At 63.6% G+C, this 15,465-nt stretch carries 12 protein-coding genes; all 12 read right to left on the reverse strand.

Features of this window, described 5'->3' with window-relative positions:
- Positions 1-31: 31 nt before the first annotated feature.
- The gene (locus ACWHYV_RS13030) at positions 32-1,285 is read right to left on the reverse strand and encodes an NAD(P)/FAD-dependent oxidoreductase (protein WP_447976923.1); all 1,254 of its coding nucleotides are present in this window, start codon (positions 1,283-1,285) and stop codon (positions 32-34) included.
- 214 nt (positions 1,286-1,499) lie between these two features.
- Positions 1,500-2,453 (reverse strand): IS5 family transposase, encoded by a 954-nt coding sequence (locus ACWHYV_RS13035; protein WP_447976924.1) that lies wholly within the window; start codon positions 2,451-2,453, stop codon positions 1,500-1,502.
- A gap of 185 nt (positions 2,454-2,638) precedes the next feature.
- On the reverse strand, positions 2,639-2,860 hold the full coding sequence (locus ACWHYV_RS13040) for a YgaP family membrane protein (RefSeq protein ID WP_447976925.1): 222 nt from the start codon (positions 2,858-2,860) through the stop codon (positions 2,639-2,641).
- Between the two features lie 421 nt (positions 2,861-3,281).
- Positions 3,282-3,695: a hypothetical protein gene (locus ACWHYV_RS13045; protein WP_447976926.1), complete on the reverse strand. Its 414-nt coding sequence runs from the start codon at positions 3,693-3,695 to the stop codon at positions 3,282-3,284.
- Positions 3,685-4,080: a response regulator gene (locus ACWHYV_RS13050; RefSeq protein WP_447976927.1), complete on the reverse strand. Its 396-nt coding sequence runs from the start codon at positions 4,078-4,080 to the stop codon at positions 3,685-3,687. The genes ACWHYV_RS13045 and ACWHYV_RS13050 overlap by 11 nt, the downstream gene beginning before the upstream one ends.
- Positions 4,081-4,154: 74 nt before the next feature.
- A complete protein-coding gene (locus ACWHYV_RS13055) occupies positions 4,155-4,559 on the reverse strand; it encodes a response regulator (protein ID WP_447976928.1) in 405 nt (134 codons plus the stop codon).
- 29 nt (positions 4,560-4,588) lie between these two features.
- Complete coding sequence (locus ACWHYV_RS13060; RefSeq protein ID WP_447976929.1) at positions 4,589-4,804, reverse strand: hypothetical protein; 216 nt, start codon at positions 4,802-4,804, stop codon at positions 4,589-4,591.
- Between the two features lie 223 nt (positions 4,805-5,027).
- Positions 5,028-5,660, reverse strand: coding sequence for a response regulator (locus ACWHYV_RS13065; RefSeq protein ID WP_447976930.1), 633 nt, complete (start codon positions 5,658-5,660; stop codon positions 5,028-5,030).
- Entirely contained in the window at positions 5,654-7,510 is a 1,857-nt protein-coding gene (locus tag ACWHYV_RS13070; RefSeq protein ID WP_447976931.1) for a PAS domain S-box protein, read from the reverse strand. The genes ACWHYV_RS13065 and ACWHYV_RS13070 overlap by 7 nt, the downstream gene beginning before the upstream one ends.
- A 6-nt stretch (positions 7,511-7,516) precedes the next feature.
- The gene (locus ACWHYV_RS13075; protein WP_447976932.1) at positions 7,517-7,993 is read right to left on the reverse strand and encodes a response regulator; all 477 of its coding nucleotides are present in this window, start codon (positions 7,991-7,993) and stop codon (positions 7,517-7,519) included.
- Between the two features lie 343 nt (positions 7,994-8,336).
- Positions 8,337-10,082 carry a sensor histidine kinase gene (locus ACWHYV_RS13080; RefSeq protein ID WP_447976933.1) on the reverse strand — a complete coding sequence of 582 codons (1,746 nt, stop codon included), beginning with the start codon at positions 10,080-10,082 and terminating at the stop codon, positions 8,337-8,339.
- 305 nt (positions 10,083-10,387) lie between these two features.
- Positions 10,388-15,454, reverse strand: a complete 5,067-nt coding sequence (locus ACWHYV_RS13085) for a PAS domain S-box protein (RefSeq protein WP_447976934.1) — start codon at positions 15,452-15,454, stop codon at positions 10,388-10,390.
- Positions 15,455-15,465: the final 11 nt, after the last annotated feature.

Consider the following 15,465-nt stretch of genomic DNA (forward strand, 5'->3'; position numbering starts at 1 on the left):
GTGCTGACAGTTGACTGCTCACAGCTTCTTCTCACCCGCGGCCCGTTTTCTCCAGCTTCGTGATCCCCATGACGTTCAGGATCGCGCGCTCGTAAAACGGTTCGCTGACTCCCCGTTTCATCTTGTGCAGGAAGTATTTTTCGAGCGCGATCTTGGCCAGATGCACCCACTTCCCTTTTCTCGCCCACGTCACGTTGCGCGGCGCCATTTGGGGCATGGCGACGAACGCCATGCCGGTGTCCCCCATGTCGGCAAGGCAAATCGCGTTCCATGTGGCCGTTTCGCGCTTGGCCTCGTTCTCGAGCTCCGCTTTGATGTTATGGACCGCGGCCGAGACCATGGACTCGATCATGTATCCGGTCTTCGGCGCTCCGGTCGGCACCGGCGTCTGTTCGACCGGTGGAATCGCGACGCAGACGCCGACCGCGTAGATGTTCTGGTACTTCGGGTTCGCCTGATAGGCGTCGATGTTCACGAAGCCTTTGGGGTTGCAGAGTCCGGCCGTGCTGGCCACGGCATCGACACCGGTGAAGGGAGGGATGAACATGCTGTAGCGGAATGGAATCTCTTGGCCGTCCTCGAGCAGGAGCTTCCCGGGCTGCACGTCTTTGATGGCCGCATTGGGGATGGCGTTGATCGAGTGCTCTGCGAACTCGTCTTCCATCAGCCGGCGGGACTTCCCCACCCCCGCGAGCCCCATGTGCCCGATGTACGGCTCCGGCGTCACAAAATAGATCGGCACCTTGCGCCGCAGTCGCTTCTTCCTCAGGTCGGCGTCGAGGATGAACGCCATCTCATAGGCGGGTCCGAAGCACGAAGCGCCCTGTGCGGCGCCGACGACGATCGGACCGGGAGCGTTCAGGAACGATTGGTAGGCGCCCCAGGCCTGCTCCGCATGATCGACGGTGCAGACCGACTGGGTATAGCCGCTGGGGCCGAGACCGGGGACGGCCGAGAAATTGAGCTTCGGACCGGTCGCGATCACCAGATAGTCGTAGGGCACCTCACCCTTCGCCGTGATGATCCGATTCTTTTCCGGCTCGAGACGATCGGCGGCCGCATGGATGAACTCGATTCCTTTTTTCTTGAGCACCGGTCCCAAGGGGAACGTGATGTCGTTCCGTGTCCGCCAGCCCACCGCGACCCAAGGGTTCGAAGGGACGAACTGGAAATAGTCGATATTCGAGACGACCGTCACCTGGTGTTTCTTTCCAAGCAGCGCCCGCGCTTCATAGGCGGCCGGCAACCCCCCGATCGATGCTCCGATGACCACGATGCGTGCCATAGATGCTCCTGGATGAGAAGAAGTGTTAAGTCCGTTCGGTCCGTTCAGTCCGTTAATTCAGTTAGGGAAAGTCTGATTAATTCACGTTTCCACTCGGAAATTTGTTCTTGGGCTCCCAGGGTGAATTCGGTGGGCAGCCGCTGGTCCGAGAGCCTGTTCGTGGGGTGCAGCCACCATCCGATGGCCTGTGGCCCACCTCCGGGCACACGCCCTCCTACGTTCCCGCCCACAGTCGCCGTCGCGCCACAGACAAGTTTGCCAACCCGCAACTGATCTGGAGCCAGTGGGTATTCTTCGCCAGCCCCCGGTACCGGACTTTGGCCCAGCCGAAGATCCGCTTGATCACCAAGAACGCATGTTCCACTTTGGCACGGACCTTCGACTGCGTACGATTCCGAGTCCGCTCCTCCTCACTCAGTGGCCGATGGCGATGCGCTTTCGTCTGGATGAAACTCTTGGCCTTGGGCGCATGTTGCCGAATGACGTCGCGTTGCCCACTGTAGGCCGCATCGCCCCACACCCGTGTCTCCTGGCCATGCAGCAACTCCGGTAATACCTGGCTGTCATGCACATTCGCCGCCGTGGCCGCCACGGAATGAATCAGTTTCGTCTGGCTGTCCACGCCAATATGCGCTTTCATGCCGAAGGACCACTGATTCCCTTTTTTCGTCTGATGCATCTCAGGATCTCGCTCCTTCGTCCGATTCTTCGTCGAACTGGGCGCGCTGATGATGGTGGCATCGACAAGGGTGCCTCGACTCACCTGCAACCCCTGCTTTGTCAGATACTCTCCGATCCGGGCAAAGAGCTGTTTCCCCAACTCGTGAGCCTCCCGCAGATGCCGAAACTTGCAGATCGTCGTCGCATCGGGCACGGGCTCACGGCCCAGATCAATCCCCACAAACTGCCGCATGGCGCGGGAGTCATACAGCGCTTCCTCGACCGCCGGATCCGACAGGTTGAACCACTGCTGGAGACAATGGAGGCGCAGCATGCGTTCGATCCCGACCGGCGGACGCCCCGGCCCGTCGGCCTTGGGGTCGACCGGCTCGATCACGGCCACTAATGACGCCCACGGCACCACGCGATTCATCTCATCGAGGAACCGCTCGCGTCGGGTGGACTTGCGATACTGCTCAAAGCTCGCTTCCGCAAAGGTCTGCTGCATGGGGTGCGCCTCCCGTTCCGGGCTGCGCTATCCGGAGCACATCCCGCGAGAAGAATAAATCAGACCTTCCTTAGGCCCGTTAGTTCCGTTCACGGACTAAACGGACAAAACGGACCAAAGCGACTCAACGCTCTTGATACGGACGAAACCGACCCAACCGACCTAACGGACCAAACGAGTTCAGCTTACGCCGCCTTCTTGGTGGTCTTCATTGCGCAGGTGTTGATGCCAAGCAGCATCCATGCCGGGCAGTAGCCGATAGCGCCCGTGAGCAAGGCCACGGCCCCCACGATGTAGAACGCAATCATCCACCCGCTCGGAAGTCCTCCGAACGTCGCAAGCGCCAACAGGACCAGCCCTAGAACCATCCGGATCGGCCGTTCGATTCCACCTACGTTACAGGTCATGGCGCACCTCCTCCTGGGAAAGGTTGAGGCTCAGGTTAAGGTTGAGGGGGGGAAGATCCTTGTCTCTTCACCTCAACCTTAGCCTCAACCCCTCCTGGGGAAGGGGAAGGTTCAGGTTAAGGTTAAGGGGAAGAAGACAACCGAGTCTTCTCCTCCTTTGAGACAAAGGCGCACGTTAGGATTCAGACTTCTTCTCGTAGTAGGAAGGGTTCAGGTTGAGTGGCTCGTCTTGATCTTTTCTCTCCCCCTCAACCTTAACCTCAACCTCAACCTTCTTCCTAAGCCTGTGCCAGGATCGTGCCACATAGCGTCAGTCGAGTTAATGGTGGCAGAAGCGCGACGAATCCGGCGGGCGGACGTGGCATGGCTCTCTCGTGTGTAGATAAAGGCTACAGAGTCGTCCGGCGTGTAGCGCGAGATGCTACAGGCGTGAGGCCGAGGCCGGAGCGGCGCGATCGAGGGGTTCGAGGAGCAGCAGAATACGGGGAGCGCGGAAGCCCAGGAGCCCGACTGCACGAATCAAGATCGGGCCATGAGTGGACTGGACGACACGACGTGCTTCCAGCGTGGGGCCCGCCGCGGTTTGCCCGAGAGTTTGACGACAGACGGCGCCGAGGCTTGGGGGAAGGGATCTGCCCGAAAGGTGGAGCCGGTCTTCTTGCACGATGTCGCGCAACAGGGCACGGCCTCGGGCATCGAGATAATCGATCCGGCACTCCGCTGAGGCGACGATGATCCCTGGCCGGTTGGCGGCTCGTAGACCCGCCGCTGTCCAGCGGGTGCCGGGAGGGTCCGGTGATGCGATCGACCTCGTGCGGTCGCGCTCAGGTGGCATCGAGCACCTCTCGGATCTTCGCGAGCAGCGAATCATGGAGAAACGGCTTCCTCAAGAAAGGCCGGCGGGCCTCGCTCCGGGCCTCCTCGAACAGCGCGACCTCGGAGTAGCCGGACATGAACAGCACCTTCATCGTGGGCCGTTGGGCCGAGAGGCACCGCGCGATTTCCCATCCGCTCATGCGGGGCATGACGACGTCGGTGACGAGCAGGTGGATCGGCGCCGGAAATCGGCTGCTGAGCGTGAGGGCGCGGATGCCGTCCGGCGCGGTCAGGACCCGATAACCCTGCCGCTCGAGAATCTCGCTCACGACCTGCTGGACGGTGTCCTCGTCGTCCACGAGCAGAATCGTTTCCTTGTATGGTCCGTCGCGGCATCGCGTCATGGCGCCCTCCGGGGCAGTCGTTCGAGCCAACGCTGCGGAAACGGTCAAGAGACCGCAGCCCGACGGAGACCGCATCATTGCGCGCCTCCGGGCGCGCACAGCCCCCGGACCTCGGAAGCCAACCAAGGACCGAGCGGCCGGCCGCGCAACGGCTTGACGATGCACGTCGACGGGGCGTCTTCGAGAGAGAGGGCCGCGTCCTCCCTCTCGGCATCGACCATCGTCATCATCGGCAGATGCGGATAACGGCGACGGACGGCGCGAAGCGTGTCCAACGCCGTACCGAGCGGAAGCCGAGAGTCGAGAAGGAGCGCATCGGGATTCACTTCGGGCAGGACCGCCAATCCTTCCTCCGCCGTGGCGACCGCCACCGGCTCACATCCGTCCGCCGCCAGCCAATCCGCCAGTCGAATCGCGCCCCCCACCCCCTGGCCCACCACCAGCACCCGGGTCCTGCTCCGACCCGCATTGTGTTCCATGCGTCACCTCAAGGTTGAATGATGAATAGCTAGGCTCGGATGACCGGCAGATTATGACGCGCGCGGCTCTTCCGGCGGGCGGCGGCCGCTTCCGAGTCGAGACCCCGGTTCTGAAGAATCAACGCGTCCACGATCTCCCCGCACGCGATGCAGCGAAACGCCTTGCAGTTGTCCTGTCCCGTCCCGCTCACCCAGTCGCGCAGGTCGACCGGCGCCATGAGTCCTTTGCATCGAGGGCACATCATGTCTCGTCACCTCTGTGAGAGTGCACTGCTTTGTTGCCGTCCCGCTTCACCGAGAAGGCTCTCGTCAGCGTGGTTCCTTTTACAGACGGGCGGGAACCGACACTATCGACGCCGGTGTGATTTTCTTGTCGAATGTCCCGAGCGGAGGCTGTCCTCGTTTACGCGACAGGAATTTGTCGGAAGGGGAAGCGGCTAACGGAGAGGACGAGGTCAGGAGACGGGATCAGGAGACGAGGCCGGCGTCGACGGCGTAGCGCGTCAATTCGGCGTTGTTCTTCATGTTCATCTTCTCGAGGATCCGGGCCCGGTAGGTGCTGATGGTCGTGACGCTGAGGTTGATCGTCTTGGCGATTTCCCCGACGGTCTTGCCGCTCGCGAGCAGGCACAGGACCTGGTACTCCCGGTCGGACAGCCGCTCGTGGGGCGCTTGGTCGGTCCCGCATTTCACGGTCAGGGCGAGCTTCTCGCCCAGTGATTGGCTCACGTATTGTCCGCCGCCCAGGACCTTCTTGATCGCCCGGACCAGCTCCGACGGGGCGCTGGCTTTCGTCAAATAGCCGTCGGCTCCGGCCTTGAACATCCGGATCGCATACTGATCCTCGGGATGCATGCTCAAGACGAGGATCGGCAATGACGGGCACTGCGCTTTGGCGTCCTTGAGCGCTTCCAAGCCGTTCCGCCCCGGCATCGTGATGTCCATCATCAACAGGTCCCACTTCTTGGCCTTCAGCATCTCGAGCATTTCATTGGCATCGCCGGCTTCGCCGATTTTCACGGCATCCAATCCTTCGGTCAGGATTTCCTTCACGCCCCGCCGGAACGACGGGTGATCGTCGACAATGAGAATCTTCAACACAGTTGCGCCTCCTCACGACGCTCCCGTTGCGGGAGCGAGAGCCTGATCAGGGTCCCGCACTGGGGCTGCCCGGTGATGGTCAGGCGGCCGCCGACCAAATGCGCCCGCTCGCGCATTCCCAGCAGCCCAAACGAGTGTGGGTCGGACACTTTGTCGGCCGGCACCCCGCTGCCGTTGTCCGAGATCTCGAGCACCGTCGAGGTCTGATCCTCGTTCAACAGGACGGTTACGCGCGTCGCCCCTGAGTGACGCGCGACATTGGTCAGGGCTTCTTGGCAGATGCGGAAGACCGCCGTGGCGCGGTCGGGGTCCAGGTGAATGTCGTCCTTCGAGACGATGAGCTCGCAGGCGATGCCCGTCCGGCGCTGAAACTCCTGCGTCTGCCATTCGATGGCGGCCACGATTCCCAAGTCGTCCAATATAGTCGGTCGCAGCTCGGTCACGATCCGATGCACCGCGTCGATCGTCACATCGGTGAAACCGATCATGGCCTCCAGACGGGTCAAGATCTGCTCCTGTTTCACCGGCCCGTCCTCGGCGCCCACGATGGCCTGCAGGCGTGACAGATCGATTTTCAGGCAACTCAGCCCGACGCCCAGCTCGTCATGCACTTCGCGGGCGATGCGCGCCCGCTCCTCTTCGCGGATCCCCTCGAGCCTCGCGGAGAGCGTCCGTACCGTCGCCAGCGTCTCGCGCAGCTGCTCCTCGGCGAGACGGCGCTCGGTGATGTTCTGCCCGACCGCGATGATGCCGAGCGTCCCTCCTTGGGGATCCAGCAAGCGGTTGACGTTCCAACTCACGATGTGTTCGGAGCCATCCCGTGCCCGCACGGTATTCTCGTAGCCTCGCGTCTCCTTTCCGGTCAGGACCCGGCGGATGTCTTCGGCGACGCCCGCCCATTCGGATTCGGGAAGAAACAGGCGGAAATAGTCTCGGCCCAGCACTTCGTCCCGCCGCCATCCATACAGCTCCTCCGCGGCCGGGTTCCACTCCAGAATCGTATGGTCGGGCGAGAGCACGAGGATCACGCTCCCCGCCGTGTCGATCAGAGATCGGTAGCGGTCCTTGCTTTCGATCAGTGCTTCTTCAGCCCGCTTTCGATCGGTGATGTCCGTCGACGTGCCCGCCATCCGGACCGCTCGTCCGGCCGTGTCCCAAACCGCTTGGCCCCGCGATTGAAACCAGCGGTACTCCCCGGCGCCGTGCCGGGCTCGAAACTCGACGGCATACGGGATGCGGTGATCCACATGCGCCTGCAACGCTTCATGGACCCGTTCGCGATCGTCAGGATGGACGAGCGCAAGAAAACCGTCCTGATCGCTGTCGGGGACATCTCCTGCGATCCCGAACAACTCCTTCCAACGGGGCGAGTAATAGCACGTGCGGCCGACCAAGTCCCAGTCCCAGTGTCCGTCGTTCGAGCCGGCGATCGCCAGGGCGTAGCGCTCCTCGCTCAACCGAAGCGCCTCGTCGGCTCGGTGTCGCTCGATCGCGTAATGCAGCGACCGGAGCAGCAGCGGGCCCGTGACCTGCCCCTTGACAAGGTAGTCCTGCGCGCCGGCCTGGATGAGCTGAAGCCCCAAACCCTCGTCCTCGATGCTCGTCAGGACGACGATGGGGAGCTTCGCTCCCGATCCCGCGACGACGCGCGTGACCGTGTCCAGCCCCACACTGTCCGGCAACGACAGATCGAGCAGCACGATGTCGCACGCGTCCTCCGCGAGCCGCGTCAGCGCATCGCGAAGACAGGAAACATGGATGAGCTGAACCCGGACGTCTCGCGCGTCAGCGAGGTGTTCCTTCAGCAGTTGGACGTCGCCCGGGTTGTCTTCGACCAGCAGAACTCGCATGGTCCCTCAGTGGGTGTGGAACCCGCCGAGCCCTTTCAACCCACTCGGCAGGACGACGATGCCCAGCCAGAAGTCCTCGATCGATTTGATCACTCGGATGAACTGCTCGAGATCCACCGGCTTGGTGATGTAGCAGTTCGCGTGGAGGCTGTAGCTCTTCAGCACGTCCTGCTCGTCCTGCGAGGTGGTCAGGATCACCACGGGAATGCGCTTCAACGTGTCGTCGTTCTTGATGTCCGCCAGCACCTCCCGTCCGTCCTTCCCGGGAAGGTTGAGGTCGAGCAGAATCAAGTCCGGCAGCGGGCGATCCCCGTAACGGCCTTGACGGCGTAGGATCGTCAGCGCCTCCATGCCGTCCTTGGCGACCGTGAGGTGGTTGAGCACCTTCCCTTCCTTGAGCGCCTCCATCGTCAGGCGAACGTCGGCGGGATTGTCTTCGATCAACAGAATTTCAATCGGCCTCACTAGATCGGCAACAGCCATGCTTCATCCTTTCTCTGTGGCAGGATGTTGAAAAAGGCCCCCAGCTTTGTTCTCGCATCGCTCAGGACCTCAATGTACCGCACCACGGGAACAGAGCTGTCTTGGCAGCTCGGGTGTGGGCGGGTGAAAAGGAAACGCCTCGGTCAAGACACTGCCGGCTCACCATCTCGCCGGCGCGCACAAACGTGGCGTCACTTATTCGTGACGCCGTGCGCCTCGCTGCGGCCGTGCTGGATGGCCTTTTTGAACATCCTGCGGGTTATTCTGCTCCAACACCATCTCCTGAAGTTTCGAGTTTCCGGATTCTCGAAATAGTTTTTGAACAGCTTGCTAAACTCTGCGGTCAGTGTCCCGGGACCCCATCGCCCGGGACTCCCGGCAGTGTAAAGAAAAACGTGGCCCCTTGACCGGGCTGTGATTCCACCCAGATTCGTCCCCCATGCCGTTCGACGATCTTCTTGCAAATCGCCAGGCCGATGCCTGTTCCCGGGTACTGCGCCCGGGTGTGGAGGCGCTGGAACATCACGAAGATGCGATCCCCAAACTGGGGATCGAGCCCGATTCCATTGTCACGGACCGCGAACTTCCACATGCCGTTCATCGGTTCCGCGGACACGTCGATTTCCGGCGGCCGGGCGCTCCGGAACTTGATCGCGTTGCTCAGGAGGTTTTGGACGAGTTGGACGAGTTGCCGCTGATCGCCCTTGACGGAAGGGAGGCGCCGCCGCATGACGACCGCCCCGCTTTCTTCGACGCTCCGACGGAGGTTCTCCAGGGCCAGATTCACGACCTCATCCATCGCGATCTTCGCCGGCAGGTGGCTCTGGCTGTCGATCCGTGAAAAGGCGAGCAGGTCTTGGATCAGCTTCTGCATCCGGGCCGCGCCGTCCACGGCGTACCCGATGAATTCATCGGCTTCGGGGCCCAGCTTGCCCCGGTACCGCTTCGCGACCAACTGCGTGTAGCTGGAGACCATTCTCAGCGGCTCTTGCAGGTCGTGAGAGGCGACGTAGGCGAACTGCTGCAGGTCCGAGTTCGATCGATGAAGCTCCGTGACCGTCTGCTGGAGCTCGCGCTGGACCGCCCGGAGCCGCCGCTCTTCGAGCACGGTCTTCCAGGAGGACCATACGCCGATCAGCGCCAGCGGCGCCGCCCCCAGGAGACCGACGACTCCCACGGTCACGACGAGGCGGTTGATGGGCGCATAGGCGTGATCACGGTCCATGCGGACCAGCACGGTCCAGTCGAACCCGGTGAATCCTCCGTATCCCCGTAACTTCGCGTAGCCGGTGATCACCGGAACTTGGCGCCGCAGGTGCATTTCTTCGGTATAGCCGACTCGGTTGTGGTCCGATTGCGCGACCGTGAATCCGAGCGGGACCGTCTGCGGCGGCAGCGGCGCCGCCTGCGGCCGGGCATGCCCGATTTCGAGGAGGACGGCGCCGCGCGAGTCCATCAACAACCAGTCGAACGGCTCGCCTTCATGGGACGCCAACTGCCCTTCCCGCTCGAGCACCGTGGGGAGCGCGGCGAGCGACACCCGCGTGCTGACCGCCCCTTGAAACCCGTCGCCGTCGGCTCGAATCGGCGCCGAGAAGCCGATGGTCGGGATCGTCCCGGGTCCCGGCCGGTCGGGCTCATGGACATGGACCCGAGGAGTCCGGTGGATCTCCTGGAACCAAGCCTCTTGGCTCACGTCCTCGGGGACGCGGGGCGCATCGCCGGACGCCGCCGTCGAGGCGAGCAGTCTGCCGTCCGGTCCCATGAGCGCGATCCAGACGTAGTAGCCATACACGTCCTTGTAGAACTCCAACCGTTGCCGTCGTTGTTCGTCGCTTCCAGTACGAAGCGCGAGATCCGAGGCGAAGACCCGAACGTCCCCGGCTCGTTCGAACAGGATGCGATCGAGGATATCGGCCACCCGTGCCGCCGCGCGCGCCAATTCCGTCCCTTTTTCTCGAACGAGGACGTCTCGCAACGTCACGAGGGCATAGAAGCCGATGCCGACCGCGAGGGCCAACGACAGCATCAGGAGCAGGGGCAGCACGGGTACGGACCAGAGCTCTTGCGGCTCACATACGTCCGTCATCGCATGATCACTCTTCACCACGGGGCGTCCATGCAATCATTTGCCCGCGCCGCGTGTACGCCGAGGAGCCCTGTGGGGGCTACCGAGGCCATGGAAGCGGACGCAGGCCGAGCAGGAGGATCAACCGCGAAGCGTCGATTCAGGCGCACATGGTGGGGAAGTGGTGCGGACAACGACAACCTCGTCGGGGTCATGCATCATGGCGACCGGCCCCTGGGTCCCGCGAACGGCTGAATGATAACAAGGGCTTTCCGGGCGAGCAAGACAAGTTTTCGGTTGCCGAACCATCGGGCCGCTGCGGCATGTCACGGCCTTTCCCGGGCGGTGGGAAGCCGGAGGCTGACGGTTGTGCCGCCTTCCGGGCTTCGCCTGACCAAGACCTCCCCGCCGACGAGATCGGCACGTTCCCGCATGCCGAGCAGCCCCAACGAGCGCGGGTCCGCAAGCTTGTCCGGTGGGATGCCCTGCCCGTCGTCCGTGACATCCAGGCAGACGACCCCGTGCTCCTGCGTCAGCCGCACGCGGACCTGGCCCGCCTTGGCGTGGCGGGCGACGTTGGTCAACGCCTCCTGGCAGATGCGGAAGATGGCCGTCGCACGTTCGGCATCGACCGAAATGTCCGCTTCATCGACCTGAAGCCGGCACGGGATGCCGGTCCGTCGCTGAAAATCCTGCGTCTGCCATTCCAACGCGGCGACGAGCCCGAGATCGTCGAGCACGGTGGGACGAAGCTCCGTGACGAGCCGCTGGACCGAGGCGATCGTGGCGTCGACGAACTCGGTCATGGCGTGAAGCTTGTTCAGCAGGTCTTGACGCGACGTACCCTCCGAGACGTGCTCCACCTTGGCCGCCAACCGGCAGAGGTCGATTTTCAAGCAGGTCAGACCGACGCCGAGCTCGTCGTGAAGCTCTCGGGCGATCCGCGCCCGCTCCTCCTCCCGAATGACCTCCAAACGTCCCGACAGCGTCTTGAGGCGCTGCATGGCCTCTCGCCGCTCTTCATCGGCCAGCCTCCGCTCGGTGACGTCCTGGACCGTTCCCAGCATGCGCGCCGGTCTGCCGCCGACGTCCCGCAGCACGGCGCCCTTGCAGGCCACCCAGCGCACGCCTCCATCGGGCGCGAGGATGCGGTGTTCGAGGTCGTAGTCCGCCCCTTCATGGAGCGCCGCGTCGATGGCGTGCAGGACTCGATCTCGGTCTTCCGGGTGAATGCGCGCGACATACGCCTCATAGCGTCCCTCGAACTCCCCGGGCGAAAGACCGAAGATGTCGGCCACGCGGGGGCTCCATACCACGCGGTTCGGGGCGACCTGCCAATCCCAAATTCCGACGCCGGTGGCGGTGACGGCGAGCCGGAGGCGTTCTTCGCTTTCCCGGAGCGCGGCTTCGGCGTGCTTCCGTTCCGTGACATCGATGTGCGAGCCCGCGACGCGGTAAGCCTTGCCGTCGGCGTATCGGAGGCAGACCGCCTGGGAGAGCACCCACCGATACGAGCCGTCCTTGTGGCGAACGCGATATTCGATTTCATAGCGAGGACGTGCGCCGTCGACGAACTCGCTCAAGGTAGACAGCGCCGCCTCGCGGTCGTCGGGATGAATCCGGCTCTCCCACGCCTCCAAACTGGAGTGGACCTCATCGTCCGTGTAGCCGAGCATCGACTTCCACTTGGGCGACAGATACACGCGGTTCGTTCGGAGGTCCCAGTCCCAAATCCCGGCGTTGGACCCGTCGACGCAGAGTCGAAAGCGTTCTTGGCTCTCCTTTAGCTCCGCCTCGGCTTGCTTTCGCTGGGTCATGTCGCTCACGGTGCCGATGACCCCGATGATGCGCCCCTGACCGTCGTCATGGGGGGTGAACCGCGCCGAGAGCCATGCCGACCGGCCGGTCGCCGGTATGCGGACCTCGAGATCGCCGGTGGAGACGACGTCGCCCCCCAACGCCCGCGCCAGCAGGTCGAGCCCGCCTTGCTCGGCCAGGAACGGAAAGATCTCACTTGCGTGTTTCCCGATCACGTGTTGCGCCGAGAGGCCCGTGAGCCGTTCCATGAACGGGTTCCACAGGACGTAGCGAAGATGGCGATCGTACACGACGATGCCTTCACCGGCGTTCGCGATGATGCGCCGGTTGAACTCGCTCGAGGTCCGCAACGCGTCTTCCGCGCGCTTGCGCTCGGTGATGTTCTCGAGGATCCCGAGGGCGAGCTGGCGGCCGGTTTCCGGGTCCTCGATCGGGCTGAACGCCGTGCGCACCCAGAGCGTCTCGCCCGCCGCGGAGACGTAGCGGTGCTCGGCGGAGAATCCGCCGGACGCCCGGCTGAACAGGGTCTCCAAGGATTCACGGTATTGGCGGAGGTCATCGAGAGAGACCCAGACGTCGCACGCCGTCCCGACCAGGCTGTCCGAAGGCGCGCCGATCAGGGCGCAGAAGGCGTCATTGACCCGGACGAAGCGCCGTCCTTCTCCGATCAAGCACATCGGGGTCGCCGCATGGTCGAAGAGACGGCGGAAGCGGGCCTCGCTGGTGGTCAGGTCGATCTCGGCCTGCTTCCGCCGCGTGATGTCCCGGGTGAAGCACCGCGTGTGGACGAAGCGCCCGTGTTCGAAGCGGACGTTCGAGTTGATGAGCACGTGTTTGATCGCGCCGTCCTTGCAGCGGAGGCGGGCCTCGTGGTTCTCCAGCGTCTCGGCCCGCTCGAGGCGTCCCAGGATGTCCGCGAGCACGTCCTGATCGACGTGGAATTCGGCGATATGATGCCCAACGTAGTCCTCGGGCTCGTACCCCAGCATCTCGAGCTCGGCCCGGTTCGCCCGAAGAATCCGGCCGTCCGGGCCGACCCAATGAAGGCCGAGCGGCGCATTCTCGAAGAACTCCTCGAGCTCGGTCTGCTTCTGGACGAGCGCGTGTTGTGTCTGGATCCGGTCGAGCTCGAGCCCCGCCCGGGTGGCGAAAATTTTCACGATCCGCACGACGTCGGTTTCATTGAGGAGCGGCCTGTCATGGAGCACGACGAGCAGGCCCAGGAACTGCCCCGTCCGGGTGAAAATCCGGCTCCCGCAGTACGACTCCGCTCCCATCTCGCGCAGCAGGCGATCCTCGGGGAAGAGCGCCGCTACATTGCGGCCGTAGTAGCAGACGGTGTTGTCGAGGACCGCGGCGCAGGGGGTGCCCTGCAGACGATAGGTGAAATTGGCCGCCCGTGCGCCGTCGGCATAGACGACACGGGTGGTCACCTCGTCCTCGGCTGCCGAGACCTCCCCCAGAAAGGCCCATCGGGCATTCAACGCCGTGGCGAGATGGCTGACCAACGCCTCCAGGAACGTCTCGCTCTCACCGGAGACGGTGTCCGCGGCCAGGGCCCGTAGGGCCTCCTCGGTCCGCTTGCGTGCGGTGATGTCCCGCAACACCCCCGTGAAGAAGACACCGGTCCGGGTTTTCCACGACGCGAGACTGAATTCGATGGGGAATTCCGTCCCATCCCGCCGCATGCCGATCAGCTCCAGCATGTTCGCGTCGACCGTGAGCCGACCTGCGGCTGCGGCGCGTTTGACGCCCAATTGATGCTGTTCGCGGAACCGCTCGGGTACGATCCGGCTCACCGGCTGCCCCAGCATCTCTTCCGCCGAGTATCCGAACATATCGTGGGCCGCCTGATTCCAGAACACGACGTTCCCGTCGCCGTCGATCGAAATGATGGCGTCCGTCGTCGATTGCATGACGGCTCGGAGTCTGGCCTCGCTCTCGCGCAGCGCCTCCTCGACCAGCTTCCGCTCGGTGACGTCCCGGGCCATGCCGAGAATACCGACGAGGCGTCCCTGCTCGATCTGCGGTGTGCCGACGAATTCTCCGATCAGGTAGCCGCGATCCTTGCTGCGAATCCGGAAGGTGGCGCTTGCCGGTTGGCTGTTCTCGAGCATGAACCGGAAGAGATCCACGGCTGCAGGGACATCATCGGGATGGAGGATCGACACGAAGGATTGCCCGATCCATTCCGGGCAGGACCAGTGCGTGACCTGCTCGAAGGCCGGATTCAGGGAGGTGATCATCCCATCGCCCCCGATCGTGAAGATCACATCGGGGGCGTAGTGCACGAGGCCCCGGAAGCGCGCTTCCGATTCTTCCAGGGCCGCTTCGGCGCGTTTCCGGTCGCTGATGTCGCGAATGATCGCGTTGAAGAAGACCGTGTTGCGGACATGCCAGGCGGCCAGCGTGACGTCGGCGGGGAACGAGCCGCCGCCTTTGATGCGGCCGGTGGCTTCGAAGGTCCGGCTCGAAATGTCGGCGCGTGGCCCGGCATCGGCTTCGGCCACGATCTGCTCGAACGACTCGCTCAATCCACCGGAGATGAGGGTCCCCAACGGCCTGCCGAAGACGTCTTGGACCTGATATCCGAACAGGGCTTCAGCTGGCGGGTTCCAAGAACGGATGAGGCCGCGGCGATCCAGGAACAGCACCGCATCTTTGGTCGATTGCACGACCGCGCTCAGGCGGGCCCGGCTGGTGTGAAGGGCCGCTTCCGCGCGGCGCCCGCGCTCCGCGTAGGTGGCGACGGCTCGTTCATGGACGGTCAGCAGCTGCGACAGCACCTCAGCTTGGACCGCCCGGTCGGGAGGGGCTTGCGCGGGAGCGTCCACATCGGCACCCCCGGCCGCGCTCGCCTGCCTCTCATGGGCGAGGAGCGCGAGCTTGGCGCTCAAGGCCAAGGGCTTGAACAGCTCGGCGGTGTGGTGCGGCACCGGCACCTTGGTGAACAGCACGAGCACGAACAGGTGGCGGGACGGCAGGATTCCGCCGAACCCGAGCACGGAGCGGATCCCGACCGGGATCACGAAGTCCTGTTGCACCGGCACGAACGGGCTGCCCAGGGCCTCGGGAATATAGAAGACGTTGTAGGTGGTTTCGTCCCAGTCGACCAAGAGATCGGAGTCGGGGTGGAGGGACGTCTCCAGCGGCAAGCCGAGCTGTTTGAAGAGATGAGAGAACATCGGAAACTGCGCGATGAAGCGCTCGCCGGCGAGCGGAATGGCCTTATAGTGGTGAGACCGTTCGACCTGATTCCATTCCGGGCGCTCCCCGGCGCTCGCGACCAAGGTCAAGCACTTCAATTGGGGGGTATACGGCTCCCGGCCCAAGGCCTCCCTGACACACGCCTGAAAGGCCGGAGACAAGCGCTCGTAGGCTTCGGTCCTGAAGAGCCGCACCAAGGCGCAGGCCGGTCGGCCGGTCTCCGTGTCCAGACAGCTGTCGTAGAAAAACCGGACGAGTTGATCGGCGGTATCGGTGAAGCTCGGGGCCTGCGCGCCGAGCGTGCGCAGCCGTGCCGAGCACTCGCTCATCTCGTGTAAGGAAAAGCGCTGGAGGTCATAGGATGTCATGGCAAGACCTC

This window comes from Candidatus Nitrospira bockiana (genome assembly GCF_965152565.1).

Excerpts from the sequence above, each read along its gene's own strand:
- ACWHYV_RS13035 (WP_447976924.1), bottom strand. The coding sequence starts at position 2,453 with ATGCAGCAGACCTTTGCGGAAGCGAGCTTTGAGCAGTATCGCAAGTCC.
- ACWHYV_RS13060 (WP_447976929.1), bottom strand. The coding sequence starts at position 4,804 with ATGATGTGCCCTCGATGCAAAGGACTCATGGCGCCGGTCGACCTGCGC.
- ACWHYV_RS13080 (WP_447976933.1), bottom strand. The coding sequence starts at position 10,082 with ATGACGGACGTATGTGAGCCGCAAGAGCTCTGGTCCGTACCCGTGCTG.
- ACWHYV_RS13040 (WP_447976925.1), bottom strand. The coding sequence starts at position 2,860 with ATGACCTGTAACGTAGGTGGAATCGAACGGCCGATCCGGATGGTTCTA.
- ACWHYV_RS13045 (WP_447976926.1), bottom strand. The coding sequence starts at position 3,695 with ATGCCACCTGAGCGCGACCGCACGAGGTCGATCGCATCACCGGACCCT.
- ACWHYV_RS13075 (WP_447976932.1), bottom strand. The coding sequence starts at position 7,993 with ATGGCTGTTGCCGATCTAGTGAGGCCGATTGAAATTCTGTTGATCGAA.
- ACWHYV_RS13070 (WP_447976931.1), bottom strand. The coding sequence starts at position 7,510 with ATGCGAGTTCTGCTGGTCGAAGACAACCCGGGCGACGTCCAACTGCTG.
- ACWHYV_RS13050 (WP_447976927.1), bottom strand. The coding sequence starts at position 4,080 with ATGACGCGATGCCGCGACGGACCATACAAGGAAACGATTCTGCTCGTG.
- ACWHYV_RS13030 (WP_447976923.1), bottom strand. The coding sequence starts at position 1,285 with ATGGCACGCATCGTGGTCATCGGAGCATCGATCGGGGGGTTGCCGGCC.
- ACWHYV_RS13055 (WP_447976928.1), bottom strand. The coding sequence starts at position 4,559 with ATGGAACACAATGCGGGTCGGAGCAGGACCCGGGTGCTGGTGGTGGGC.
- ACWHYV_RS13085 (WP_447976934.1), bottom strand. The coding sequence starts at position 15,454 with ATGACATCCTATGACCTCCAGCGCTTTTCCTTACACGAGATGAGCGAG.